The 23743-nt window shown below is 62.1% G+C and carries 23 protein-coding genes; 20 read left to right on the top strand and 3 right to left on the bottom strand.

The annotated features are described in order from the left end of the window. The first annotated feature begins 384 nt into the window (after positions 1-384). Together CO664_RS25075 and CO664_RS25070 are read left to right on the top strand one after the other, a co-directional pair. Positions 385-1245: an NAD(P)-dependent oxidoreductase gene (locus CO664_RS25075; RefSeq protein ID WP_234819561.1), complete on the top strand. Its 861-nt coding sequence runs from the start codon at positions 385-387 to the stop codon at positions 1243-1245. After that, a complete protein-coding gene (locus CO664_RS25070) occupies positions 1242-2090 on the top strand; it encodes an alpha/beta fold hydrolase (protein ID WP_004130049.1) in 849 nt (282 codons plus the stop codon). The genes CO664_RS25075 and CO664_RS25070 overlap by 4 nt, the downstream gene beginning before the upstream one ends. A 71-nt stretch (positions 2091-2161) precedes the next feature. Here CO664_RS25070 and CO664_RS25065 read toward each other — a convergent pair whose 3' ends face one another. Continuing rightward, positions 2162-3091 (bottom strand): LysR substrate-binding domain-containing protein, encoded by a 930-nt coding sequence (locus CO664_RS25065; RefSeq protein WP_004130046.1) that lies wholly within the window; start codon positions 3089-3091, stop codon positions 2162-2164. 229 nt (positions 3092-3320) lie between these two features. Here CO664_RS25065 and CO664_RS25060 point away from each other — a divergent pair, with 229 nt between their 5' ends. From CO664_RS25060 to CO664_RS24990, 14 genes are all read left to right on the top strand, one after another. Further along, positions 3321-4172, top strand: coding sequence for a sugar phosphate isomerase/epimerase family protein (locus CO664_RS25060; protein WP_097527169.1), 852 nt, complete (start codon positions 3321-3323; stop codon positions 4170-4172). Positions 4173-4193: 21 nt separating this feature from the next. Continuing rightward, entirely contained in the window at positions 4194-5186 is a 993-nt protein-coding gene (locus CO664_RS25055; protein WP_097527170.1) for a dihydroxyacetone kinase subunit DhaK, read from the top strand. A gap of 10 nt (positions 5187-5196) precedes the next feature. Then, complete coding sequence (dhaL, locus tag CO664_RS25050; RefSeq protein ID WP_097527171.1) at positions 5197-5838, top strand: dihydroxyacetone kinase subunit DhaL; 642 nt, start codon at positions 5197-5199, stop codon at positions 5836-5838. A 640-nt stretch (positions 5839-6478) separates the two neighbouring features. After that, complete coding sequence (locus CO664_RS30860) at positions 6479-6655, top strand: hypothetical protein (RefSeq protein WP_176536667.1); 177 nt, start codon at positions 6479-6481, stop codon at positions 6653-6655. Positions 6656-6854: 199 nt separating this feature from the next. Continuing rightward, the gene (locus CO664_RS25045; protein WP_176536666.1) at positions 6855-7886 is read left to right on the top strand and encodes a DUF3991 and toprim domain-containing protein; all 1032 of its coding nucleotides are present in this window, start codon (positions 6855-6857) and stop codon (positions 7884-7886) included. A gap of 64 nt (positions 7887-7950) precedes the next feature. After that, positions 7951-8556 carry a DUF1419 domain-containing protein gene (locus CO664_RS25040; protein ID WP_097527235.1) on the top strand — a complete coding sequence of 202 codons (606 nt, stop codon included), beginning with the start codon at positions 7951-7953 and terminating at the stop codon, positions 8554-8556. 139 nt (positions 8557-8695) lie between these two features. Further along, positions 8696-13795, top strand: coding sequence for a DEAD/DEAH box helicase family protein (locus CO664_RS25035; protein ID WP_097527236.1), 5100 nt, complete (start codon positions 8696-8698; stop codon positions 13793-13795). Positions 13796-14373: 578 nt separating this feature from the next. Then, positions 14374-16116, top strand: a complete 1743-nt coding sequence (locus CO664_RS25025) for a ParB/RepB/Spo0J family partition protein (protein WP_097527172.1) — start codon at positions 14374-14376, stop codon at positions 16114-16116. 95 nt (positions 16117-16211) lie between these two features. Then, positions 16212-16688 (top strand): hypothetical protein, encoded by a 477-nt coding sequence (locus CO664_RS25020; protein ID WP_097527173.1) that lies wholly within the window; start codon positions 16212-16214, stop codon positions 16686-16688. Beyond that, the gene (locus CO664_RS25015; protein WP_097527174.1) at positions 16685-17569 is read left to right on the top strand and encodes a hypothetical protein; all 885 of its coding nucleotides are present in this window, start codon (positions 16685-16687) and stop codon (positions 17567-17569) included. The genes CO664_RS25020 and CO664_RS25015 overlap by 4 nt, the downstream gene beginning before the upstream one ends. Continuing rightward, positions 17569-17925 carry a hypothetical protein gene (locus CO664_RS25010; protein ID WP_097527175.1) on the top strand — a complete coding sequence of 119 codons (357 nt, stop codon included), beginning with the start codon at positions 17569-17571 and terminating at the stop codon, positions 17923-17925. Before CO664_RS25015 ends, CO664_RS25010 begins: the two co-directional genes overlap by 1 nt. Continuing rightward, positions 17922-18329 carry a hypothetical protein gene (locus CO664_RS25005; protein WP_097527176.1) on the top strand — a complete coding sequence of 136 codons (408 nt, stop codon included), beginning with the start codon at positions 17922-17924 and terminating at the stop codon, positions 18327-18329. Before CO664_RS25010 ends, CO664_RS25005 begins: the two co-directional genes overlap by 4 nt. A 366-nt stretch (positions 18330-18695) precedes the next feature. Next, positions 18696-19283, top strand: a complete 588-nt coding sequence (locus CO664_RS24995; RefSeq protein WP_097527178.1) for a hypothetical protein — start codon at positions 18696-18698, stop codon at positions 19281-19283. Positions 19284-19587: 304 nt separating this feature from the next. Then, entirely contained in the window at positions 19588-20511 is a 924-nt protein-coding gene (locus tag CO664_RS24990; protein ID WP_097527179.1) for a zincin-like metallopeptidase domain-containing protein, read from the top strand. Between the two features lie 6 nt (positions 20512-20517). On the opposite strand, the gene CO664_RS30855 is transcribed toward CO664_RS24990, so the two are convergent. Next, positions 20518-20694: a hypothetical protein gene (locus CO664_RS30855; RefSeq protein ID WP_176536665.1), complete on the bottom strand. Its 177-nt coding sequence runs from the start codon at positions 20692-20694 to the stop codon at positions 20518-20520. A 477-nt stretch (positions 20695-21171) separates the two neighbouring features. Between CO664_RS30855 and CO664_RS24980 the strand changes: the two genes are divergently transcribed. From CO664_RS24980 to CO664_RS30845, 4 genes are all read left to right on the top strand, one after another. Beyond that, positions 21172-21480 (top strand): DUF736 domain-containing protein, encoded by a 309-nt coding sequence (locus CO664_RS24980; protein WP_011427400.1) that lies wholly within the window; start codon positions 21172-21174, stop codon positions 21478-21480. Between the two features lie 322 nt (positions 21481-21802). After that, complete coding sequence (locus tag CO664_RS30850; protein WP_176536664.1) at positions 21803-21967, top strand: hypothetical protein; 165 nt, start codon at positions 21803-21805, stop codon at positions 21965-21967. Positions 21968-22295: 328 nt separating this feature from the next. Further along, positions 22296-22787, top strand: coding sequence for a hypothetical protein (locus CO664_RS24965; RefSeq protein WP_097527181.1), 492 nt, complete (start codon positions 22296-22298; stop codon positions 22785-22787). A 327-nt stretch (positions 22788-23114) separates the two neighbouring features. Beyond that, positions 23115-23288 carry a hypothetical protein gene (locus CO664_RS30845; RefSeq protein ID WP_176536663.1) on the top strand — a complete coding sequence of 58 codons (174 nt, stop codon included), beginning with the start codon at positions 23115-23117 and terminating at the stop codon, positions 23286-23288. A 33-nt stretch (positions 23289-23321) separates the two neighbouring features. On the opposite strand, the gene CO664_RS24955 is transcribed toward CO664_RS30845, so the two are convergent. Continuing rightward, on the bottom strand, positions 23322-23579 hold the full coding sequence (locus CO664_RS24955; RefSeq protein ID WP_097527183.1) for a WGR domain-containing protein: 258 nt from the start codon (positions 23577-23579) through the stop codon (positions 23322-23324). Positions 23580-23743: the final 164 nt, after the last annotated feature.

Below are 23743 nucleotides of genomic sequence, written 5' to 3'. Positions count from 1 at the left end.
TGTCGCTGAAGCCGGAAGCCTCCCACTGTGCGGCTGGACGTAAATTAGGCGCTTGCGCCAAACGTCCGCAAATGAATTGCCTCCGGCCAATGGTGAGTTGAACTCAGGCGAGTTCGGCGTGACCCGCGATGGAGACAAAGTTTTTCTGCACGCGCCAGGCAACATGAATCCAGGTCACATGTTTTTTGCGCAAACTCTTTTGATGTGGAGGAAGCCGCCATGCTAACCGCTTTGCATGCGAGCATGGCACTCCGGTGGGATGTGCCGGCCTATGACGTGCCAGTATCGCGGAGGAGACCGGAATTGCACCAAGCTTTAGAAACAAAGCCGAGCCCGGCACGAGGACCGGGAAAACCGACAATCGGTTTTATCGGTCTCGGCTCGATGGGATTGCCGATGGCGTCGCATCTCCTAAAAAGCGGCTTCAGGGTCAAGGGGTTTGACATCTCGGAGAATGCTCTAAGAAGCTTCGCTGACAGTGGCGGGACTGCCTATCCAGACGCTACAGAAGCGGCCAGCGAGACCGACGTCTTGATGTTGATGGTAGTCAACATCGACCAGGCGCACCAAGCCCTCTTCGAACGGGGCGCCCTGGCAAATTCAGCCAAGGCCAGCGTGGTCATCTTGATGTCAACATGCCCTCCCGGCGAGGTTGAACAGCTCGCCGAGGCCGTTATTGCTCGCGGTCACCGGTTTCTGGATGCGCCTGTTTCCGGCGGCGTCGCCGGAGCGCGCGACGCGTCGCTCTCCATCATGGTGGCTGGCGACAGGCAAACCTATGAGATGAGCCGCAATCTTTTCGACGTGCTCGGCTCCAAGATCTATTATCTCGGAGAGCGGCCTGGCCAGGCATCGGTTGCCAAAGCAGTCAACCAGTTGCTGTGCGGCGTACACTTGGCGGCAGCGGCTGAGGCGCTGTCGCTCGCCGAAAGGGCTGGCCTCGACACCTCAACGGTACTCGAGATCGTGTCCGGCTCGGCGGCCGCCAGCTGGATGCTCAACGATCGTGGCCAGCGGATGCTTCTGGAAGACCCTGAGGTAACGAGCGCGGTAGACATCTTTGTGAAAGATCTCGGTATCGTGCTTGCCGCTGGCTCCTCTGCCAGGGCCGCCCTGCCGCTCGCCTCCGTTGCGCATCAGTTCTTCCTTGCCGCGTCTGGGCAGGGGTCAGGCTCGGCAGATGACAGTCAGGTCATTCGTGCGTATCGGGGAATGACCGCGGGCCAGAAGGAGGCAAAGAAGTGAGTGCCGAGATCAAAAGCAATTACGCGCGACTGTCCGGCATCACCATGCACTACCTGACCGCAGGATCCGGTGAGCCGCTGGTTCTCCTTCACGGGGTGCCGCAGAGTTCGCACGAATGGCGGCACGTGATCCCCTTCCTCGCGGACAAGTACGCGATCATCGCGCCGGACCTGCGGGGCCTCGGCGACACTTCCCGGCCCGCCGATGGGTACGACAAGAAAACGATTGCCGAGGACGTGTGGGAGCTTCTTTCTGAACATCTGAAGATCGATCGCTTCAATCTTGTGGGACACGACTGGGGCGGCCCGGTGGCGTTTGCCCTGGCCGCGCAGCACCGGGGGGCTGTTAGCAAGCTCGCGATCCTGGACGTTACCATTCCTGGCGATGGAGCGGACATGTCGCAAGGCGGCCGCCGTTGGCACCACCCTTTCTTCAGGACGCCGGATTTGCCGGAAGCGATGTTCGGCGGTCGCGAGCATATCTATCTGGAATGGTTGTTTGACAATTACGGCAGCCGGGCAAACGTGCTATCTCAGGAAGACAAGAATGAGTATTTCCGTACCTACCTGAAACCGGGTGGCCTGCGCACACTTCTCGCCTATTATCGGGGCTTTCCAACCGACGTCAAAGACAACGAGTTATTCCTCGAGAGGGATGGCAAGCTCGAAATGCCGGTCCTCGCCCTGGGCGGAGACAGTGGTTTTGGCCGCGGCATGGAGACGATGGAATCACTGCAGCGGGTGGCAAGTGACGTTCGAGGCGGATTGATCCCGGGCTCGGGTCACTGGGTTGCGGAAGAAGCTCCCGAATTCATAGCGAACGAACTCGGGAAATTCTTCGGCTAAACCACTGCCTGACGTCGGGGATGCGCGTCTGATCCACCAGTCGCGCATCACCGACCCTGATTGCGCATAACTCACCTCCCGCCGACGTCGATCTCACTCGCAGAAACCGCGTCGCCAGCCAGGGTCTCTTCGATCCAACGTTTGAACAGAGCGATCTTTGGCGTTCTTGCCCTGGACCGTAAGTACACGAGACTATGGCAATTGATGCTGGGGCCTTCCAGGCCAAACGGCGCAACGAGCCTCCCGCTTTTCAGATCTTGCCGGACGAGTATGAGGCTTTCCAGGCAAACGCCAAGTCCATCCGCGGCCGCATTGATGGACATGAAAGATCTATCGAAACGCAGCCCCCGATCCATGTTGAGCCTCACACCGTGGTCGTCGGCCCAATCCTGCCAGCGATAGAGGTTCACTTCGGAGTGGATGAGCGGAAATCTGGCGAGATCCTGCGGTGAGCGTATTCCGTTTGCGCCCTCGACCAACGATGGGGCGCACAGGACCACTATTGGCTCGGGCGGGAAGGGCTCGACGGCGATGCCAACCTCCACGGGCTGCGTTCCGTAGCGGATGTCTATATCGACGTTGCCGGTCCTGAGCTCGGCCGGGTCACCAGAAGCGTGCAGTCGAAGATCGATCTCCGGATAGCGGGCGCTAAACCGGGCGAGGCGAGGCATGAGCCACTGCGAAGCGAGACTGACAACCGAATGGATATTCAGAATGTCACTTTTGCCCTTCTTCGTGAAATTGCGCGTGGCGCTCTCGATCCTTCGAAAGGAGGCGCTGATCTCTTCAGCGTAAGCCCTTCCCGCGTCAGTCAGCATGATTGAACGCCCGGAGCGATGAAATAAAGCAATTCCGAGCTCCGAATCCAGCGCGGCCATTTGATGGCTCACGGCCGAGGGGCTGATGCTCAGTTCCTCGGCGGCTTTTCCAAAAGATCCAAGACGTGCGACAGCTTCCAACACCTGTAGCGATCGCAGCGAAGGAAACTCCAACGCGCTCATCACCCCTCCTCCCGTTTATGCGTGCCTCGCCACTTTTCCTACTTGAGACATTCAGTACGCTGGAGGACGCCCTTCCTCTATATTCCATGAGGAAATTTAACGCAAATGATGCAGCTGTTGAGATGCATTCATGCATTGACCGATGGAATTCGCTTGTCCGGATGAAGCGTTTTTAACACTTTGCCCTTCGGAACGGCCTTTGCGCCGTTCTTTGCTAAGGGAGGAATGCATGGCTGAACGGGTGATCTCCGTGTCCGGCGCGCCGTACGACGGGCATAGCAGAGAGGCCGCACTGGAGAGCGCGGCAACCCTCGGGTTCACGCATTTCGAGCCGGCCTTTATCGTTGGATATACAGAACCCTTCGATGAGACCGCCTTCACACCTTCCGAGATGACCAGTTGGCGCAGCGCGCTTAGGTCTTCGGGGCTCTTGTGTCATGCAATGTCGTCGCACATCGACCTCGGTTTGGAAGATTCGGTCGAAGTGTTCACGGGCCGCATGGCATTCGCCGCGGCGATTGGAGCCAAGGTTATTGCGACCAACGCGGCCGCCCGACAAAGAGAGGCAACATTCCGTCGCAACGTCGAAACCATACTGAGAAGAGCGGAAGCCTTTGATATCATCGTTGGCCTGGAAAACCCAGGAGACGGCAGCGATAGCCTGATCAACACCGCGCGGGACGGTATTTCTCTTGTTGAGGAATTCGGATCGCCCTTTCTAAAGCTAAATTACGACGCTGCAAACACGGCGTCCCATCGACCGGACATGGACGATCTCGCAGGTGATGGAATCCTGGCGCTGCCGGAATCGGCGCACGCCCATATCAAGGATGTCCGTGAAACCGACGAAGGTTGGTTTTTCTGCGATATCGGCGACGGCAAGGTCGGGTGCGAGCGCCTCCTGGCTGCAATCGCAAAGCTCGACAGCCTCCCGGTCAGTATTGAACTTCCCTTGAGACTGCATCGCAATCGGCAGGCGCAGCCCGTTCGCCGCCAAGATCCCGTGCCGCTGTCAACGATCGAGGACTCGCTGGCTCGGTCGCTCAAGGTCGTCCAGCGAGCGCTCAACCACAATCAATGACCGTGTCTGGAGGAGGACGCAGTGCAACGTTTTGTAAACAACCGCGATGAGGTCGTGGAAGATACCATCAAGGGCTTTGTGAAGGCACACCGAGACATCGTGCGCCTCGCCGAAAACCAACGCGTGGTGACGGCGATTGACCGGCCCGCGCAAGGAAAAGTGGGTGTCGTAACTGGAGGTGGCTCCGGACACGAGCCTGCCTTCATTGGCTATATAGGCCGCAACATGCTCGACGCGGTCGCGGTCGGCGAGCTGTTTTCGTCGCCAACGGCAAAGAGCTTTCATGATGCCATACGCGAAGCGAATGGTGGAAACGGCGTCGTTGTCCTCTACGGAAATTATGCCGGAGACAACATGAACGTGAAAATGGCGATGAAACTCGCCGCGAAGGACGGCATCGAGGTTGCCACGGTGGTTGCGAACGATGACGTGTGCTCCGCCTCCGCCGAGGAGCGGGAGAAGCGCCGAGGCGTTGCCGGAGAGATCTTCATGTGGAAGGTCGGCGGAGCGAAAGCGTCGATGGGCGCCAGCCTATCCGAGGTTCGTGACGCAGCGCAGAAGGCCATCGACAATTGCCGCTCGGTCGGTGTCGGATTGGGGCCGTGCACTCTTCCAGCGGTCGGACATCCGAACTTCCAGATCGAGCCTGGCACCATTGAAGTCGGTATCGGCCATCACGGCGAGCCGGGCGTGCGAGTAGAAGCGCTCAAGAGCGCATCAGAGGTCGCCAAGGATATGTGCCAGATCGTGCTGGATGATCATGATCTCGGCTCGGGGACAGAAGTGGCCGTACTGGTATCTGGCCTTGGCGCGACACCGCTGAACGAACTTTACATTCTCTTCGACACAGTCGAGGAGGAAATCTCCGGCCGCGGCCTCAGGATCCACAAAGCGTATGTTGGTAACTACTTCACGTCTCTTGAGATGGTTGGAGCGACTTTGACCGTCATGGCGCTCGATGAAGAGCTAAAGTCGCTACTGGAGGTCGAGGTTCGCTGCGCGGCGACACTTTAAGGAGGGAACAATGCAAAAAATGAATAACGCGGCAGCCGGAGAAATCGTAGTCTCCATGGCAAGAGCGATCATCGATAACCGCGCCTACCTCAGCGAGATCGACGGCAAGATTGGCGACGGCGATCACGGAATAAATATGGCGAAAGGTTTCGGTTTAGTGGCCGACCGGATACGCGGCAAGGAGCTATCGCTCGCAAAAGCGCTTGAGACCCTCGGAACAGTCCTGATGACCGAGATCGGCGGATCTATGGGTCCGCTTTACGGTGTGATGTTCACCGAGTTTGCCCAGCAGATCGATCAGGTCGACCAGATCGACAACAAGACGTTCAGCCGAATGCTGCATGCTGGCTTGACGGGTATTCAACAAATTGGTTCGGCCAAAGTCGGCGACAAGACATTGCTTGACACGTTGGTGCCTGCTGTTGAAGCTTTTGACAATGCGACATCAGAAGGAAAATCCTTCGACGAGGCATTGGAACTCCTCGTTGCGGCAGCCGAAAGTGGCCGCGATTCGACGGTGAACTTGATCGCGCGGATCGGCCGAGCCAGCAGGCTGGGCGAACGATCGCTCGGCGTGCTGGATGCTGGTGCGACGTCTTGCGCGCTGATCCTCAAGGAGTTGTCTGAGGGAACCCGTGATAGGCTTCAATAGTGTCATCGCTTCTGAGCGTGATCAAGTGATGCCGAGCTTAAGGGGAAGCCAATCCAGAGTGCCGCTCGGTTATTGATGTGAAACGCGCCGCGATAGAAATCCGGCAACAGTCCTCCGTGTGCCGCCCGAGGGTGGACACCCGCTTTCGCGGCCATCCGGGAATCAAATTTAGCGGACAGATTGGGTCGGCGGCGAACTATGCATTCGGTCTCCGGGCACCATCGCTCTCGCTTGCAGGGTCGGATTCCGCAAACCGCGAAAGGCACGACTCATCGCAACTTAGGCGGTGCCACGACTGAAGCTGACGCGACATTCGGTCACGCGGCGACGCAGAGTCCTTCGCTCAGCCAACACCTGACCCGCTAAATCGAAGACACGAGTAATCGGCCTGCGGGCAGCGACGACCTGGCACGAGCTCGAAAATCGTGCGTCAAACGGTGGCCCAAACGGAAGCAAGCCAATCCCGCTTGTCTGTGATGGCGTCCTGGCCCGGTTCCGGATCTTCCACGATCAACCCATAAAGGGTCCGCTAGCAAGCTGCGGCCGCGTCGGCTTCGCCTCGCGGTGATCGCGCCGGGACCCCGTGCCTTTTGAGGAGCCATCGAGCGGGAATTGGCCCGCTCCCGTAGGAGCCTCTCAAATGTCGCACGATCTCTCTCTCGCACAGTCCCACGCCCTCCAGCTTTCCCGTGACCTGATGGTCCCGGTCACCCTCTTCGAGGTCGACGGAGAATACGGCGTCCTTCCTTCTGACGAGATCGACGCCGACGACGATCTGGCGATCGTGCACGAGTACATGCCATGGCCGGCTCATTGAGCCGGCGCCGCGTGGGTGCCCCTTGCGAGCGGCAGGCCGCAAGGGGGGCTTCGCCGCGTCCGATGTCAGCTTGCATGATCCGACAATTGCCAGCCGCGCCCTTGCGGTCTTTGCTCTTCGGGGCCTGCCGAAAGGCGTCGGTGAACCGACGGGCAAGGAAGGATTATGGAGGCCGATCGCTGGGCGATCGGAATGAAAAATGAAGAGAAGAGAGATTGAAGCGCTGCGCGATCAGGTCAGTTGTGCGGCAGTGCTTGAGCATGCCGGTTTTGCAATAGACGCGAAGGAAAGCACGCGACGGGCAGTCAAGTTCCGCCGCGGCGGCGAGATCATTATCGTCACCTATGAAGGGCGTGGGTGGTTCGATCCCCTGTCCGACGCGAAAGGCGATGTGTTCCGGCTCGTCGAGCATCTCGATCGGGTCGGTTTTCCCGAAGGTGCAGAACGGGTCGCGGCTCTGGTCGGGTTTCAGATCACGGAGCCGGAGTGGCAGCCCGCAAGGGATGGCGAGAGATGCGACCTCTCTCTTACCGCTCGTTGGCAGCCCCGCCGCCGTCCCTGGCCGGGTTCCGCGTCATGGCGATATCTCAATGGCGAGCGCTGCGTTCCAGCGAACGTGCTGCGAGCGACCGTCAAGGGCGACCTTCTGCGCGAAGGTCCGCAAGGCAGCATGTGGGCGGCGCACCGGGATAAGGTCGGGGTTTTGACCGGCTGGGAAGCGCGCGGACCGCAATACCGAGGTTTTGCATCCGGGGGAACCAAGGTTCTTTTCCGCTTTGGTTCGGACAGCGCTTCGCGCCTGGCCGTCACGGAAGCCGCGATCGATGCCATGAGCCTCGCAGCGATCGAAGGTTTGCGAGAGGGCACGCTTTATCTCAGCACTGGCGGTGGATGGTCGCCGACCACGGAGGCAGCCTTGCGGGAGTTGGCTATGAAGCCTGGCGTCCAGTTGGTTGCGGCGACGGACGCCAATCCGCAGGGCGACATGTTTGCCGAACGGCTGCGGACGCTTGCCGATGATGTCGGCTGCGACTGGACGCGACTTCGGCCGCCCGAGGAGGATTGGAACGAGTCCTTGAAGATCAGGGAAAGGGAAAAGAGGGAAAGGACGGAAGGAGGAGGCGTGCCGCATGCGCGCGGTCCGCGTCAAGGGAGGCTTCGCCCGGCGGAGCCGGCCCTTGACCCTGACGGTCGCGATGCCGGCGGCAGCCAAGGGGTCATGAAGGACTGAAGAGGAAGGCAAGGTCGATAGGACAGTGCCGCGCTTCGGTCCAAAACCTCCGAAGGAGCTGCAGATGAACCCCTCTCCCGCAATCCGAAAAGTCTTCCAGGGCGTTGCAAGCCGACCGCAGATGTTCCGCATGTTCGACCGTCATCTCCAACGGCCCAACCGCTGGGAAGAGGACGCAATGCCGCTCTATGCCGGCGAATGGTTCGAGATCGGCGAGGCCGAGCACGACTACATGTTCGAAATCCTGCCGCCGCTCTGGATCAGCGGTTCGATGTTCGCAATGCACGAGTTCCTGACCGGCTCGGTGACGTCAGTGTTCTTCGCGCTTCGGATCGACGAGGCGATCCGCTATTTCCACGGCTATTGCGACCTTGCCGATCAGTCGTCCGTCGAGACCATGCGCCTTGCGATTATCGAGCGCGAGAGCCGCCCGGTCCGGCCCATGACGCGCGAGGAACGCCTCGAGCATGTCTGGAGCATTACGGCGGACGATTATCGCGGCTATGCGGGCGAGCGCTGGCCGGAGGCCTCGCGCGGCAAACGCACCGTGATGTTATACGACGGTAAAGGCGGCACGTTTCTGAAGCTGCTGGAAGGCCTCAGCGAGGACGAGATCGCCGCCAAGCTGCCAGTACAACTGCGCCACCTCCGCTCGCCGATTGCGGCTTGAGAGCTTCCGTTTGCATCTGGGCGCGAAGCGATCGCGCTCGGCCACGATCGCCGCGCAGCCCATGCAGGCGGCCACCCATTCGCGTTCTTCGACTGTCGCTTGCGGCGGATCGATGACGCTCGCTCACAAGGAGCTTTCGATGAGCACCGATCCCTTCACCCTCGATATGTTCGGCAGCAGCGCTCTGTCATCGGGACTTGGTCTTGGCGTCACAGCGTTCGGCGGTTTTGCCGCCAACGACGACGAGCCCGACCCGACCCCGCCCTCTCCTGCGCCGGCGCGGGCTCTGCCGGTGACCAACCGGCCGGTCCCGCGAAAGCAAGGGCAGCGCGCCAACTTCTATCTCGACGATGGCGACCGCGAGCTCGCCGCGACCTGGAAGGAGCGGGCACGCATCAACGTTGCGGCGATCCTCACCGCCAACGAAATCGAGAAGATGAACCTGCCGGCGACCCCCGCCGCGCAGGCAAGGCTGATCCGCTTCACTGGTTTCGGCGCCAGCGAGCTTGCGAATGGCATGTTCCGGCGGCCGGGGGAAACCGACTTCCGCACAGGCTGGGACGATCTCGGCAACTCGCTGGAAACAGCGGTCAGCGAGGGCGAATACGCTTCGCTCGCCCGTTGCACCCAATATGCCCATTTCACCCCCGAATTGGTCATTCGAGCAATCTGGATGGGCATTCAACGTCTCGGCTGGCGCGGCGGCCGGGTGTTGGAGCCCGGTATCGGAACAGGCCTGTTTCCGGCGCTGATGCCAAAACAGTATCGCGAACTAAGCTACGTCACCGGCATCGAGCTCGATCCCGTCACGGTCCGCATCGCGCGACTACTGCAGCCGAAGGCGCGCATCATCAACGGGGATTTCGCGCGCACGGACCTCAATGCGATCTACGATCTTGCCATCGGCAATCCGCCCTTCTCCGATCGCACGGTTCGTTCCGACCGGCAATATCGTTCGCTAGGCCTTCGGCTGCACGATTACTTCATCGCCCGATCGATCGATCTCCTGAAACCGGGCGCCCTGGCCGCTTTCGTCACCAGCGCCGGCACCATGGACAAGGCCGATCGTACTGCCCGCGAACACATTGCCAAGTCCGCAGACCTGATCGCCGCGATCCGATTGCCCGAAGGCAGTTTTCGGCGCGACGCCGGTACCGACGTCGTGGTCGACATTCTTTTCTTCCGCAAGCGCAAAGCAGGCGAGCCGGAAGGCGACGTTTCGTGGCTCGACCTGGAGGACGTCCGGCCGGCTGTCGAGGACGAGGGGGTGATCCGCGTGAACCATTGGTTCGCGCAGCATCCAGAGTTCGTGCTCGGCGATCATGCCCTGACCTCCGGTCCCTTCGGGGAGACCTATACGTGCTGGCCACGCGCCGGCGAGGAGCTCGAAGCGGCGCTGACGGCAGCCGTCGCGCTTCTTCCGGAAGGCATTTATGACGGCGAGCCGACCGCCATCGACATCGATCTGGAGGACGAACTTGCCGAGATCGTCAATCTCCGCCCCGACAACGCCAAAGTGCGCGAAGGCAGCTATTTTGTCGATGTCAGGCACGGCCTCATGCAGGTCGTCGATGGCGAGCCCGTCGCGGTGCAGGTGCGCAAGGCACGCAGCACTGAGGGAATTTCGGAAAAGCATGTCCGGATCATTCGCAAACTGATCCCGATACGCGACGCCCTGCGTGAGGTCCTGAAAGCCCAGGAACTGGACGGGCCGTGGCGCGACTGCCAAGTTCGGCTGCGCATCGCCTGGTCGAACTTCGTGCGCGATTTCGGTCCGATCAACCACACCACCGTCTCGATCATCGAGGACGAGACGACGGGTGAGGTTCGTGAAACCCATCGCCAGCCGAACCTTATGCCCTTCCGCGATGACCCCGATTGCTGGCTGGTCGCCTCGATCGAGGATTATAACCTCGAAACCGACACCGCCAGGCCCGGGCCGATTTTCTCGGAACGAGTCATCGCGCCCCCTTCCCCGCCGGTCATCACCTCCGCCGCCGATGCCTTGGCCGTCGTCCTCAACGAGCGCGGGCGCATCGACCTCGATCATATCGCCGAGCTTTTACATTGCGACACCGACGCGGTTCTCGATGCGCTCGGTGACGCAATCTTTCGCGATCCGGCCGATGGTTCCTGGCTAACCTCGGACGCCTATCTCTCCGGCGCCGTGCGCACAAAACTTGCTGCCGCGGCAGCTGCGACCGAGCTCGATCGCGCGTATGAGCGCAATGTCCGCGCGCTTCAGGCGGTGCAGCCCGCCGACCTTCGCCCGTCGGATATCACCGCCCGGCTGGGTGCACCCTGGATCCCGGCTGCTGATATCGTCGACTTCGCGCACGAGACGATGGGTGCGGAGATCAGGATCCATCACATGCCGGAACTCGGCTCATGGACCGTCGAGGCGCGACAGCTTGGATGGACGGCTGCCGGCACATCCGAATGGGGCACCGACCGACGCCACGCCGGCGAGCTGCTCGCCGATGCGCTGAACAGCCGGGTGCCGCAGATCTTCGACGTCTTCAAGGATGCAGACGGCGAGCGGCGCGTGCTGAATGCCGTCGATACCGAAGCCGCTCGCGACAAGCTGCAGAAGATCAAGACGGCCTTCCAGAATTGGGTGTGGACCGACCCTGATCGTACCGACCGTCTGGCGCGGGTCTATAACGATCGCTTCAACAATATCGCGCCTCGAAAGTTCGATGGCTCGCATCTCAATCTTCCTGGCGCCTCTGGCGCCTTTGTTCTTTATGGGCACCAGAAGCGCGGCATCTGGCGTATCATCTCGTCGGGATCGACCTATCTCGCGCACGCCGTCGGTGCGGGCAAGACAATGACGATGGCGGCGGCGATCATGGAACAGCGCCGGCTCGGGCTGATTGCCAAGGCGATGCTGGTGGTTCCGGGCCATTGCCTGGCGCAGGCGGCGCGTGAGTTTCTCGCGCTCTACCCGAACGCTCGCATTCTCGTCGCCGACGAGACCAACTTCACCAAGGACAAGCGCGCTCGTTTCCTGTCGCGCGCGGCAACGGCGACTTGGGATGCAATCATCATCACCCACTCGGCATTCCGGTTCATCGCCGTGCCATCGGCGTTTGAACAGCAGATGATCCAGAACGAGTTGGAGCTCTTCGAGGAATTGCTCACCAAGGTCGACAGCGAGGACCGTGTCTCGCGCAAGCGGCTCGAGCGGCTCAAGGAAGGCCTGAAGGAACGCTTGGAGGCGCTTTCCACCCGCAAGGATGATCTGCTGACGATCTCGGAAATCGGCGTCGACCAGATTGTCGTCGATGAGGCGCAGGAATTCCGCAAGCTTTCCTTCGCCACCAACATGTCGACCCTGAAAGGCATCGATCCGAACGGTTCGCAGCGCGCCTGGGACCTCTACGTCAAGTCCCGTTTTATCGAGACGAAGAACCCTGGCCGGGCTTTGGTTCTCGCCTCCGGCACGCCGATCACCAATACGCTTGGCGAGATGTTCTCGGTCCAACGCCTGCTCGGCCACGCCGCACTGGCTGAACGCGGCCTGCATGAATTCGACGCCTGGGCCTCGACCTTTGGTGACACGACGACGGAACTGGAGATCCAGCCGTCAGGCAAATACAAGCCGGTCAGCCGCTTTGCTTCCTTCGTCAACGTGCCGGAATTGATCGCCATGTTCCGCTCCTTCGCCGACGTGGTGATGCCCGAGGACCTCCGCGGATACGTCAAGGTGCCTGCAATCTCCACCGGCCGCCGGCAGATCCTGACGGCCAAGCCGACCCAGGCCTTCAAGAATTACCAGACGGTCCTAGACGCCCGTATCAAGGCGATCGAGATGCGCGAGGGGCCGGCGCAGCCCGGCGACGATATCCTGCTTTCCGTCATCACCGACGGGCGCCATGCCGCCATCGATCTCCGCCTGGTCGACGCGGACAATGACAACGAGCCGGACAACAAGCTCAATCTGCTGGTCCAGAACGCCTTCCGCATCTGGCAAGAGACCTCGCAAGGCACCTATCTGCGCCCCGACGGCAAGCCCTTCGAGCTCCCGGGTGCGGCGCAGATGATCTTCTCCGATCTCGGCACCATCAATGTCGAGAAGAGCAGAGGTTTTTCCGCCTACCGCTGGATCAGGGACGAACTCGTGCGCATGGGTGTTCCGGCATCCGAAATCGCCTTCATGCAGGACTTCAAGAAGACCGAGGCCAAGCAGCGCCTGTTCGCCGACGTCCGCGCCGGCAAGGTTCGCTTCCTGATCGGCTCGTCCGAAACAATGGGGACCGGCGTCAACGCCCAGCTTCGCCTCAAGGCGCTGCATCACCTCGACGTCCCGTGGCTGCCCTCGCAGATCGAACAGCGCGAGGGCCGGATCGTGCGTCAGGGCAACCAGCATGACGAAGTCGATATTTTCGCCTACGCCACCCAGGGCTCGCTCGACGCCTCGATGTGGCAGAACAACGAACGCAAGGCCCGCTTCATCGCCGCGGCACTCTCTGGCGATACTTCGATCCGCCGGCTGGAAGATCTCGGCGAAGGGGCAGCCAATCAGTTCGCCATGGCCAAGGCCATAGCCAGCGGTGACGAGCGCCTGATGCAGAAGGCGGGGCTCGAGGCAGACATTGCTCGTCTCGAACGGCTGCGCGCCGCCCATGACGACGATCAATATGCCGTGCGCCGGCAGATCCGCGACGCCGAACGCGATATCGAGATCTCGGAGCGGCGGATTTCGGAAATCGGCAAGGATATCGAGCGCCTCGTTCCGACTGCGACCGACGCCTTTGCCATGACCGTCGTCGGCGAGGCTTTTAACGAACGGAAAGCCGCCGGTCGCGCCTTGATGAAGGAAATCCTCACTCTCGTTCAGCTCCAGCAGGAAGACGAGGGCGTCCTCGCCTCGATCGGGGGCTTTGATCTCGTCTATTCGGGCGAGCGGTTCGGCAGGGGCGATGGATATCGCTACACAACCCTCCTCCAGCGCACCGGTGCCGATTACGAGATCGATCTGGCGGTGACCGTGACGCCTCTCGGCGCCATCTCCCGCCTCGAGCACGCGCTCGACGGTTTTGACGAGGAGCGGGAACGCTATCGCCATCGTCTTCATGACGCTCAGCGGCGTCTCGTCTCCTACCGCTCGCGCGAGGGCGGCCTGTTTGCGTTTTCCGAAGAACTCGCCGACAAGCGCCGGCAGCTACGGGACGTCGATGAGGCATTGGCAGCCGTGGCACGCGAGAAGAGCTTATCCGCCTCGGAAGCGGCCTGAGCCCCGATGCCATGCCGGACCTCCGTCCGCTCTGGTTTTGGAAGCACTGCAGCATCCACATAGCTGCAGTGCACAAAAAGTGTTTTCCAAGTGGTCAAGAATCGAGCATAGTGCACGCAGCTGATGCACATGGCGGCTTTCCTCCCAGTTCCGCCGCAGCAGCTGTTCCCCTCTGGAGGTTTTTTGACCTTCACACTTCATGGGCCGCGGTTTCCGCTGGCCCATTTTTTTGTCTCCCATCTCATCCCGATCGACATCCAGTCGCTTGCAAGCCGATGCGTTTTGCAGGCTGGCGCGTCAGCCGCCGACATGAGAGGCAAGTAAAAGAGAAAAAAGAAGGAAGATGAACCGGTCGCAGAGCAGTCCGCCGGTCGCCGCTGACGCTCAACTGCCGCCTCCTCATCCCGACCACTCGTCCTTCGCAGGGCTGTCAGCCCCGCTCGTCCTTCGCGGCAGCGATGCTCGGCCGCAGTTGCACCCGGCCGCCCGCTCCGCGGTCCGGGAAGTGTCTTCGGAAAGATGAAGACGCGAGAAGGACCGGCAGCGGGCCGTGTCCAATCCCCGAGAAGGAGCATCCCATGCAACTGATGAAGGTCGATCCGCGTGCGCTGAAGGACAACCCCGACAACACGCGCCAGTCAAAGTCGACGCCGCAGGCCGACGCCCTGCTATTGGCGACGATCAAGGCCGTCGGCGTGATCCAGCCGCCGGTCATTTTCCCGGAAGCCGGCGGCAACGGTTACATCATCGAAGCCGGTCACCGGCGCACCCGCATGGCTATCGCCGCCGGTTTCGAGGAAATCGACGTGATCGTCGTTGAGGCGGCCAATGACAACGGCGCCATGCGCTCGATGGTCGAGAACATCGCGCGCGAGCCGCTCAATCCCATCGATCAATGGAGAGGCATCGAGCGGCTGGTCGCGCTTGGCTGGACCGAGGAGGCGATCGCCGTGGCGCTTGCCCTTCCCGTCCGCCAGATCCGCAAGCTCCGTCTGCTTGCCAACGTGCTGCCTTCCATGCTCGACCAGATGGCGAAGGGGGACATGCCGAACGAGCAGCAGCTGAGGACGATCGCGGCGGCACCGTCCGAGGAGCAGAAAGAGGTCTGGAAAGCCCACAAGCCGAAGAAGGGCGATACGGCAGCCTGGTGGCAGATCGCCAACGGCCTCTCGAAAACCCGCCTGTTTGCCCGCGACGCGAGTTTTGGCGACGATCTCCGTCAAGCCTATGGCATCGAGTGGGCCGAGGACCTGTTCGGCCCGGCCGATCAGGACAATCGCTACACCACCAATGTCGAAGCCTTTCTCGGCGCCCAGCAGGAGTGGATGGCGAGCAACCTTCCGAAGAAGGGCGCCATCGTCGAGGTCAACAATTGGGGCCAGCCGGACCTGCCGAAGAAGGCCGAACGCGTGTACGGCAAGCCGGCCAAGGGCGATTGCACCGCGATGTATCTCGATCGCGACGGCAAGGTGCAGAGCGTCCACTATCGGATGCCGGAGCCCAGGAAAACCGATGGGCGATCCGGTCCCGCCGGTGGCGCTTCGACGCAGGCCGACGACGACACTGATGCCATCGGGAAGACCAGGCCCGAGGTCACCCAAAAGGGCCAGGACATGATCGGTGATTTCCGTACCGATGCGCTGCATGAGGCGCTCGCCCGCGCGCCGATCGAGGACGACATGCTGATGGCGCTCCTGGTCATGGCCTTTGCTGGCACCAATGTTCGGGTCGATTCCGGCGCCAACGACCCCGTCTTCGGGTCGAAGCGTTTCCAGCGTCATGTCGCGCGCCTCTATTCCGCAGAGGGACGCTTGTCGTTCGACATGGACAGCGTGCGTGTCGCCGCCCGCTCCGTTCTCATCGACGTGCTCTCATGCCGGCGCGGCATGTCGAACAGTGGCGTCGTCTCGCGCATCGCCGGTGAGGCAGTCGGCGCGGACGGTTTCCTTCCAAACATGGGGACCGAGGATTTCCTCTTGTGCCTGTCGCGTCAGGCGCTGGAAGCCGCCGCCAAGTCGGTCAATCTCGTCCCGCGGGCACGGGTCCGCGAAACCCGTGCAGCACTCGTCGATCACTTCGCGGCCGATGCTGCCTTCGTCCTTCCGGCGGCGCTGTTTGCGCCTGACCCGAAGGACATCGCAGATCTCATGAAGCACGCCGACGATCTCGCCGGCGACGACAGTGACGGTGCTGAGGGCGAGAGCTTCGATGTCGACGAGCGCGATCCAACGGAGACGGGGCATGACGATCCCGCCGCCGACCCGGTGATTGATGCCGCCTCCGACGAGGAGGAAACCGCCTACGGCATCGCGGCGGAATAGCCGCCGCCCCATCCTTCTCCGCGTGATCTTCCGCCGCCGGTTCTGCCGGCGGCGGTTTCGTTTCCACCACCCGCAAAAACTTGAAGGAGGATGCGATGTCCGCGTCTCTGATTTATGACCTCGCCTCGATCGGCTCCATCGTCGCCTGGTCGGATGGTAGCCCACGACCGCCCGAGCGCCACAGGAAGAAACTGTCCGCTTGGCACACACGCAATAGCCAGGGCCGGCTGATCCGCAAGGAAGGAAAGCGCGGCGTCGGCAACACCAGCCTGTCACCGTGTTTCACGCTGCATGAAGGCGATCTCGGCGCAAATGGCATCATCACCGTCCGTATCCACCGGACCTTTTCGCTCGACAGCGGCCTGACATTCAAAGTCGTCGAGCGTCCCGCCCTTGGATCCGTTCGCGTCTTCGATCGCCCCGGCGCCAATGCAGAACTCGTCCAACTGGCGGACAATCGGCAGGCGGCCGCGGAATGGCTCACCCGGCATGGATATCCGCATGCCGTTCTCGAGGAGGTGACTGCCGACGAGGTCGCCGCCGATCATATCGAGGGGAGGACTGCGGCATGACTGTACTTCCCTCGCAATCCTCCGAAGTCTCCGCCCCTGACGCGTCAGGGGTGGAGTTCGGCAGAAGCGCCGACGGCATGGCTGTCGCGCGCGTGGGCGATCTCGTCTTCGCGTTGGTTCCCGCCCGGGATGGGCAGTATTTTCTTGCCAGCGCCTGGCGCGTGTCCCGGCCGCTTGCTGAACTGAAGCGCGATGATTTCTATTCGCACCACGGCTCTGTCGAGAGCGAAGCCGCTTTCCGCAACCGCATGATCGAACAGGCCGGGCACAGCCGCGAACTGCGGCTCCTATCCCGCGAGACCGTCCGGGTGACCTGCAGCACGCCATGGGGTCCGTCGCAGGTCGCCACCGTCTACGCAGACGGAATTGTCTGCCATACGACGGCGGGGCATGGCGGCTTCAGGCTTTCCGACGCCCGCAATGCCAAAGTCCACCCGATGCTCAGGACAGATGGCGGCTGGTATGAAGAGGATGCCGCCTGGGCAATCGTTGCGCTGACCTTTCCCGACCTGTTCACGACCTATGAGCGCAAGTGCGCCGACAAGACGATCCGCGACAGCTGGCCGGATGCCTGGGAAACGATCTTCGGTCGATCGCTCGCTCCGGCCGAGTCTTACGAGAGGGACGCCCAGGCGTTCGCACGGGAGCATGCCGGCGATTGGATCGTCACCGCGGCACTTCGTTCGGACCATCACCCTGGTATGACCGAAATGATCGCCACCATCGGCGGCAGGCGAGGCGAGTATGCGCATGAGCGCCGCTTTCTGGTGCCGAGCGACGAGTATGCGGTCGGCCGCTTCGGCTTCGTCATCGATCAGACGCGGCATGCCATATATGAGGGTCTCTCGGGTTTCGCCGCTTGGCGCGGGAGGGCGGCGTAATGTCCAATTCCGAGCAACGCGCCGCACAGTTTACCAGAATGGAATCGGCGCGACGGCAGACCCAGCACCAGCTCGATTTGATCGACCGGCAGATCACGCGGCGCATGACCGCGATCATTCCCCAGCTTGGTCGCCGTCACTCCGGATATCGTCGCGGCAAGGCGCCGGAGCCAGGCGCCTTCCTCGAACGCTACCGGGCCAATCTGGCAGCGGTCACCGCCGAGCGCCAGCCGGAAATCGATGCGCTTTCGAGAAAACTTGCCCGACAGGATGCGGCAATCGCGGCACTGCGGGCGCGAGCCGGTTCCGATGGCAAAGTCGTCGCAAACACCGGTCGTGGAGGCAGGAAGCCATGAGCACGATCGGAGACCTGGAGCGAAGAGCAGGCATCGGTGCATCACCTGAGGAGCGAACCGCTTTCTGGCGGCAGTACCATCACCTCGAAGGCGAAGCCTGCCTCAATGCCGGTGTCGCGGAACTCAGGCGGCTGATCGCTCTAAGGGAAGCACGGACGGATCCCAGACCAAAAATGCGCGCCGTTCGTCTCGCGCGCGAAGCCCTGCCGCCTTTGACGCCGGAACAGGAAGCAGCACTTCAGGCCCATGCCGCCAGGCATGGACGGCGCTGGAAATCGACCCTCAACAACGCCTGGATGGGCGGGCCGCCGCATGATGACGGCAGTCTGCTTCGCAGACTTCGCAACTCGCACGGTCCGACCTGGCTGCAATCCTACCGGTTACCCAAGCCGGCCAAGCGATAGGCGAGCGTTCGACGTCAGCGAGCCGGAAGAGCTCAGATAGGCGGCAACGCCTGTCGTTTCGTTCGAGGCCGTCATGATTCCTCCCCTGCCGGATCGCCCTTCGGTTTTGCTGCGGTCTGAACCGGCGGCCATGCGCTTCAAGGCCGCTGTCGCGCCGCGGGGCGGCCGGACCCCGCCGTCCTTCACGGAGCAGGCTCGCGTGCTCTTCGAGGGCAGTTTGCCCTCCTCGCCCGCAAACCGGCTCCGCTCGTCCAGGCAGGGCCGGACCCTGAAGCGCCCGTCTTCCGCCGGTTCGGGATGACCGCACCGAAGAGCAAGCCGGCATGGGGCCGGAGCCCGTTCGGACGACCTCGAAAGGAACTGATCATGGCCAAGCCCGCACCCTCCTCTCGCCAACCCGCCCGCGTCGTGCAACTGCGCAAGGGCGCCACCGTCGAAATGGTCCGGCTGACATGCCCGGACGCCAGCCAGGCGCTGAAGATCGCCGAGAGTTTCGGCACGGCGGTCATCGACAGCGACGGCATCCGCGACCTGCATGAACGGTTCGTCATCGAGACCGCCGATGCACTCGGCGACGGACTTGGCGACAAGGCCATGCAGATCCACCTGCAGCGCATCGTCGGCGCCTTCGTCGGCTCGGCCCACGGCGCCGGGCAGTTCTACAGCCGCGCTGTCACCGAGGCGCGCGATGCCACCGCAAAGGCCGCCAACGATGCTCGCGACGAGGACCTCGACGGCCCCGTCGGCTATGACAGCGCCGCCCAGCGCAAGCGCGAATTCGCCGCCGACATGGGCATACAGGCCCATTCGCTCAGAATGGCGGCCGAAGGCGCCGTCGCAGCCTATGCCGAGGTGATCGGTGAGACCTGGAAGCCTTTCGACCGGCCGGTCGAGCAGCCGGGTCACTCGCTGGGCCGCAAGGCTGCCGAAGCGCAGATATCGGCCTTCGACTAGGCCGTGCCGGCGGGGCTTCGGCCCCGCCCTTCCACAAACGCGAAAACGGCCGGTTCCCTGACGGAGCCGGCCAGTTTTCGTGTCGCTGACGCGGTCACCAGGGAAACGGAAATCAGGACAGATGCACGCCCGTCGCGGCCCGTTCCGTTCGTCGGGTCTGCAGGAGCTGCCGGCAGATACAACGGCTCCGCCGTCCTCCACTGAAGTTCCGGCCGTTCCGGTGCATCCGCCGGCTGATCGGCTCCTGCCTTCTGCCCTCCGCAACGGGCCGCGACGGGCGCGGCCTCAAAACGGAGGCTTGAAGATGAGCAATACGGAGAAACAACGGGTTGATCTTTATACCCGCATCACTGACAGAATTCTTGAGGATCTGGCGAAGGGCGTGCGGCCGTGGATGAAGCCATGGAACGCCGAGAACACGACCGGCCGTATTACCCGGCCGCTGCGTCATAACGGGCAGCCATATTCGGGCGTCAACGTGCTGCTTCTCTGGGCGGAGGGCAGCGCCCGGGGATATACGTCATCCACGTGGATGACGTTCAAGCAGGCCCTCGAACTGGGTGCTGCCGTCCGCAAGGGCGAGACGGGTGCCACGGTCGTCTTCGCCAGCCGTTTCACCAAGTCAGAAACCGACGGAAACGGCGGCGAGGTGGAGCGGGAAATCCCCTTCCTGAAGGCCTACAGTGTCTTCAACGTCGAACAGATCGACGGACTTCCCGACCAGTATCGTCACCAGCCGGCTCCGGTTCTCGATCCCGTCGAGCGCATCGAGCATGCCGACCGGTTCTTTCGCAACACCGGTGCTGTGATCCGCCACGGTGGGAACCAGGCCTTCTATGCGCCGGCCGCCGACATCATCCAGATGCCGCCGTTTGAGAGCTTCAAGGATGCGGCAAGCTACTATGCGATCTTGAGTCACGAGGTCACGCACTTCACGGCGCCGGCGTATCGCCTCGGCCGCGATCTCAGCCGCTATGCCAAGGACAAAACCGAGCGAGCGCGAGAGGAACTGATTGCCGAACTCGGCAGCTGCTTTCTTTGCGCCGATCTCGGCATTGCTCCCGAGCTCGAGCCCCGCCCCGATCACGCCTCGTACCTTGGCTCCTGGCTCAAGGTCCTGACCGACGACAGACGGGCGATCTTCCAGGCGGCGGCGCATGCGCAGCGGGCCGTAAGTTTCCTGCATGGCCTGCAGCCCGAAACCGCTGGCGAGCGGCTCGCTGCCTGAGGACCATCAGCGTCGGTCGTTGGTCTCGCCAGCGGCCGGCACCTGTTCAGGCTTCAACGCGGAGAGCGTGTCAGGATCAGCCGTAAGGTCCAGTTTGCCCCAGATCGAAGTTTTCCGGTCGGTCGGCTTGAGCTTCCGGGACGGCTTGATTTCGACGATAAACGGCTTTGGCTGCTGACGCATAGATCCTCCAGGCGACGATTCGCGAGACGACGATAGCCCGAAGAACGGCCAACGCAACGCCCTTGTTCGGGTGTTCCCGGCGTTTGATTTTGACATGTGGCAAGGCGACAGTCCCGCCGTTGCACGACCCGGCAGGCAGTCGGGGGCGCAGTTGCCATCGCCATATACCTTCCGCCACTGAGCCAGGCCACGTCCTTCGCGGGCTCGATGAGGCATGTCTGATCGAAAACCGGCTTCGCCTCGATCGTCCTCCCGCAACGGCCTTCCGAAACTTTCTTCCCCTGAGCGCGGTGCGCCCATTCCTCGCGGAACAACAAAGCTTCTCCTGGCCGCCCTCCATTCCATTCCGGCCCTACGAGCCACCCCATTGCGCAGGCGCAACGGGGACCCCGGGGGTGCGGTCCGATCGTCCCCGATCCTTGCGACAGCCATCGAGGCCGCGATAGGCGCGGCCCGAAACAGCAAAGGAATAGGACAATGGCAACCATCGGCACCTTCACCACCTCCGAAACCGGCTTCAACGGCTCGATCCGCACGCTCGCCCTCAACGTCAAGGCCCGCATCGCCCGCGTCGAAAACCCCTCCGACAAGGGCCCGCACTTCCGCATCTACGCGGGCAATGTCGAACTGGGTGCCGCCTGGCAGAAGCGCTCCGAGCAGGACCGCGACTACCTCTCGGTCAAGCTCGACGACCCGAGCTTCCCCGCTCCGATCTACGCAACGCTCACCGAGGTCGAGGGCGAGGACGGCTACCAGTTGATCTGGTCCCGGCCCAACCGGGACTGAGGCCCGGACAGGCCCCGCCGCCGAGGCGGGGCCAACCGGCCACAAAGACAAGCCGGCTGCAGGCATTGAGCCTGCCGCCGGCTTTTTCGGTGCGATACGGAACCGGAATATGTCTGCTCAGTGGATGCTATCGTGCCGGGAGGAAATGCCGGGCTCGAGGACGAGCGGTTTCCCCCAATTTTGCCTCCGCTACGGTTCCCTGCGCTCCAACAAAATCGGCTCCCCCACTCGCCGGCTCCGCCGGTCGCTTGCGCGCTCCTTGACCCCGTCACTTCTTCCCGCCCCGCCGTCTCGTCTTTCACGAACTCAAGGAGATGAGACGATGACCATCGAACAGCACATCGAGGAGCTGCGCCGCGAATTGAGGAACGCCTGCGACGCCGTCGAGCGGCGCCAGGTCGAAGCGGAGCTTCAGCTCGCCCAGGCTGATCTGGCCGTGGCGCTTGCCGAACAAGGCGGCATCATCGAAGCCGAGCCGCCTTTCTGAGGCGGCTCCCATTCTGCTGGAACATGAGCCTGTCGGCCGGATCCACCGGCCTCCCGGCTGTAAGGGGTTTCACCCCTCGACACTCCTGCCGGCTCGCGCCGGATACGGTCACGCCCCCTGCGCGGCCGTGGGTCTCTTCTCTCTCTGACGTCCCAGTTTACTCCAGCAAATCCGGCGTCAAGGACGGCGCGGTCTCCCCCAATTTTTCCGCCGCTGTCGCTTCCCGAAAAAATCGGTTCCCCCGCTTGCGAGCCGCGTGCCGCGGTCCTTGACCCCTCTTTGCCACGGAGTGGCCGATCTCCGTCATCAAGATGAAGGAGATCACACAATGACATCTGACCAGAACCTTGCGCTCTATACCAAGCTTTGCGGTTTCCGGCTCGTCATCCTGGCGAACCGCTTCGGCTGCGACAGCGAATTCTCGCGAACTCTCCTCGATCGCCTGCTCGAGGGACTGGAGGCGGCGGCCGGTCGCATCCGGACCATCATGGCATTGGAGCGGAGCGTTCTTGCCGGCGACGACGAATATGCCGCGTACCGGCTGGACGGTGAAACCGAGATCTTCGGACGCTTTACCATCAACTTGATGGACGATCTCGACATCGATTTCGACACGCACGAATACCGCATCAACGGCGGCGATTGGTCCAGCGCTTTGACGGCGGACTATACCGGCGTCGACATCGACTATCCAGAACTGATTGCGCTCACCGATGACGAACTCGGCTCACTCGCGCCGATCATCAAGGATATCACACGGGAAACCGGTATCGCGGTAAGTGCCTTCCGTGTCAGCTACATCAGGTGCGGAGGATCATAACCGATCCTGCGGCGGGCTCGACCATCCGGAGGGCGGCGAGCGGCCCTTCGTTGAGATGCCGATGAGACCATCGCGATGATGGCGAGTACGACCAGCTGAGCTCTTTCTTTCGACCTGCCGTCATTTGTCATCGGGGATGTTGCAGCCCGTTCGTCGGGACGCAACCTGGCGCCGCCAGAATTTTCCCCGCCGCGCTGCGGCTCCTCGCCGATCAACATTCAGCCGCCGCCAGGTCCTCCACATCCGTTTCGGCCTTGCTAGGTGCATCCCTCCTTTCCGGTCTGCGCTCTCACCCCGCGATGACCGCAATTCGAAGGGAGATCCATCATGCAACAACTCGCCCAATTCCTCGCCGCCACCGGCCGCCGGCTCCGGACTCTCGGCAAGGTGATCAGCCACTTCTTCCGCAAGGGCAAGCTCGGCCTGAAGCTTGGCCTCAAGATCCCGTTCTTCGTCGAGATTGAACTATCCTTCGAGACCGATTGGAACCGGCGCCGATGAGGCGCCCTTACGGCCCGCTTCGGTGGGCCTTTCTCAACTCGCCATGGAGGCACGGGGGCGGTAACCGCGTTTTCGCTTTTGTCGGAGCACATCGAGAAACAGTTCGACGGCTTGTTCTTCCCGTCCGAAATGATGGACCATCACCTGCCCTTTGGTTCCAATCCGGCCCCACTTTCGAAGCAGGCAGATATCCCCGAACAGGTTCGGTTCGATCGACATGGCGTAATAGCGGGCCATGTTCTTGGAGGCGTCCGAGCGTTCGACATAGAGGTGATAGGGCTGCGCGATCATGAGGTCAGAATCCCTGATCTCGGGAATCCCGTCCAACGACACTTATGAATCGGTCGGTATGGATTGATTCAGATCTGTGATGAAACGCGAGTGACAGGCTTGGGCGAGACGCCTTCGGCGCACGGCTCTACTCGCTTACGCTCCCCGAACCCGCCGGGTGGTTT

Source organism: Sinorhizobium sp. NG07B, from assembly GCF_002532005.1.
GTDB classification, from domain to species: Bacteria; Pseudomonadota; Alphaproteobacteria; order Rhizobiales; family Rhizobiaceae; genus Sinorhizobium; species Sinorhizobium fredii_C.
Note: the sequence above shows the minus strand (reverse complement) of the source record. Positions and strands in the feature narration are given on the sequence as shown.

Excerpts from the sequence above, each read along its gene's own strand:
- CO664_RS30845 (WP_176536663.1), top strand. The coding sequence starts at position 23,115 with ATGCAACAACTCGCCCAATTCCTCGCCGCCACCGGCCGCCGGCTCCGG.
- CO664_RS25075 (WP_234819561.1), top strand. The coding sequence starts at position 385 with ATGGGATTGCCGATGGCGTCGCATCTCCTAAAAAGCGGCTTCAGGGTC.
- dhaL (WP_097527171.1), top strand. The coding sequence starts at position 5,197 with ATGCAAAAAATGAATAACGCGGCAGCCGGAGAAATCGTAGTCTCCATG.
- CO664_RS25010 (WP_097527175.1), top strand. The coding sequence starts at position 17,569 with ATGTCCAATTCCGAGCAACGCGCCGCACAGTTTACCAGAATGGAATCG.
- CO664_RS24990 (WP_097527179.1), top strand. The coding sequence starts at position 19,588 with ATGAGCAATACGGAGAAACAACGGGTTGATCTTTATACCCGCATCACT.
- CO664_RS30855 (WP_176536665.1), bottom strand. The coding sequence starts at position 20,694 with ATGCGTCAGCAGCCAAAGCCGTTTATCGTCGAAATCAAGCCGTCCCGG.
- CO664_RS24955 (WP_097527183.1), bottom strand. The coding sequence starts at position 23,579 with ATGATCGCGCAGCCCTATCACCTCTATGTCGAACGCTCGGACGCCTCC.
- CO664_RS25045 (WP_176536666.1), top strand. The coding sequence starts at position 6,855 with ATGAAGAGAAGAGAGATTGAAGCGCTGCGCGATCAGGTCAGTTGTGCG.
- CO664_RS30850 (WP_176536664.1), top strand. The coding sequence starts at position 21,803 with ATGACCATCGAACAGCACATCGAGGAGCTGCGCCGCGAATTGAGGAAC.
- CO664_RS25035 (WP_097527236.1), top strand. The coding sequence starts at position 8,696 with ATGAGCACCGATCCCTTCACCCTCGATATGTTCGGCAGCAGCGCTCTG.
- CO664_RS24980 (WP_011427400.1), top strand. The coding sequence starts at position 21,172 with ATGGCAACCATCGGCACCTTCACCACCTCCGAAACCGGCTTCAACGGC.
- CO664_RS30860 (WP_176536667.1), top strand. The coding sequence starts at position 6,479 with ATGTCGCACGATCTCTCTCTCGCACAGTCCCACGCCCTCCAGCTTTCC.
- CO664_RS25005 (WP_097527176.1), top strand. The coding sequence starts at position 17,922 with ATGAGCACGATCGGAGACCTGGAGCGAAGAGCAGGCATCGGTGCATCA.
- CO664_RS25025 (WP_097527172.1), top strand. The coding sequence starts at position 14,374 with ATGCAACTGATGAAGGTCGATCCGCGTGCGCTGAAGGACAACCCCGAC.
- CO664_RS25065 (WP_004130046.1), bottom strand. The coding sequence starts at position 3,091 with ATGAGCGCGTTGGAGTTTCCTTCGCTGCGATCGCTACAGGTGTTGGAA.
- CO664_RS25015 (WP_097527174.1), top strand. The coding sequence starts at position 16,685 with ATGACTGTACTTCCCTCGCAATCCTCCGAAGTCTCCGCCCCTGACGCG.
- CO664_RS25060 (WP_097527169.1), top strand. The coding sequence starts at position 3,321 with ATGGCTGAACGGGTGATCTCCGTGTCCGGCGCGCCGTACGACGGGCAT.
- CO664_RS24995 (WP_097527178.1), top strand. The coding sequence starts at position 18,696 with ATGGCCAAGCCCGCACCCTCCTCTCGCCAACCCGCCCGCGTCGTGCAA.
- CO664_RS25040 (WP_097527235.1), top strand. The coding sequence starts at position 7,951 with ATGAACCCCTCTCCCGCAATCCGAAAAGTCTTCCAGGGCGTTGCAAGC.
- CO664_RS24965 (WP_097527181.1), top strand. The coding sequence starts at position 22,296 with ATGACATCTGACCAGAACCTTGCGCTCTATACCAAGCTTTGCGGTTTC.
- CO664_RS25020 (WP_097527173.1), top strand. The coding sequence starts at position 16,212 with ATGTCCGCGTCTCTGATTTATGACCTCGCCTCGATCGGCTCCATCGTC.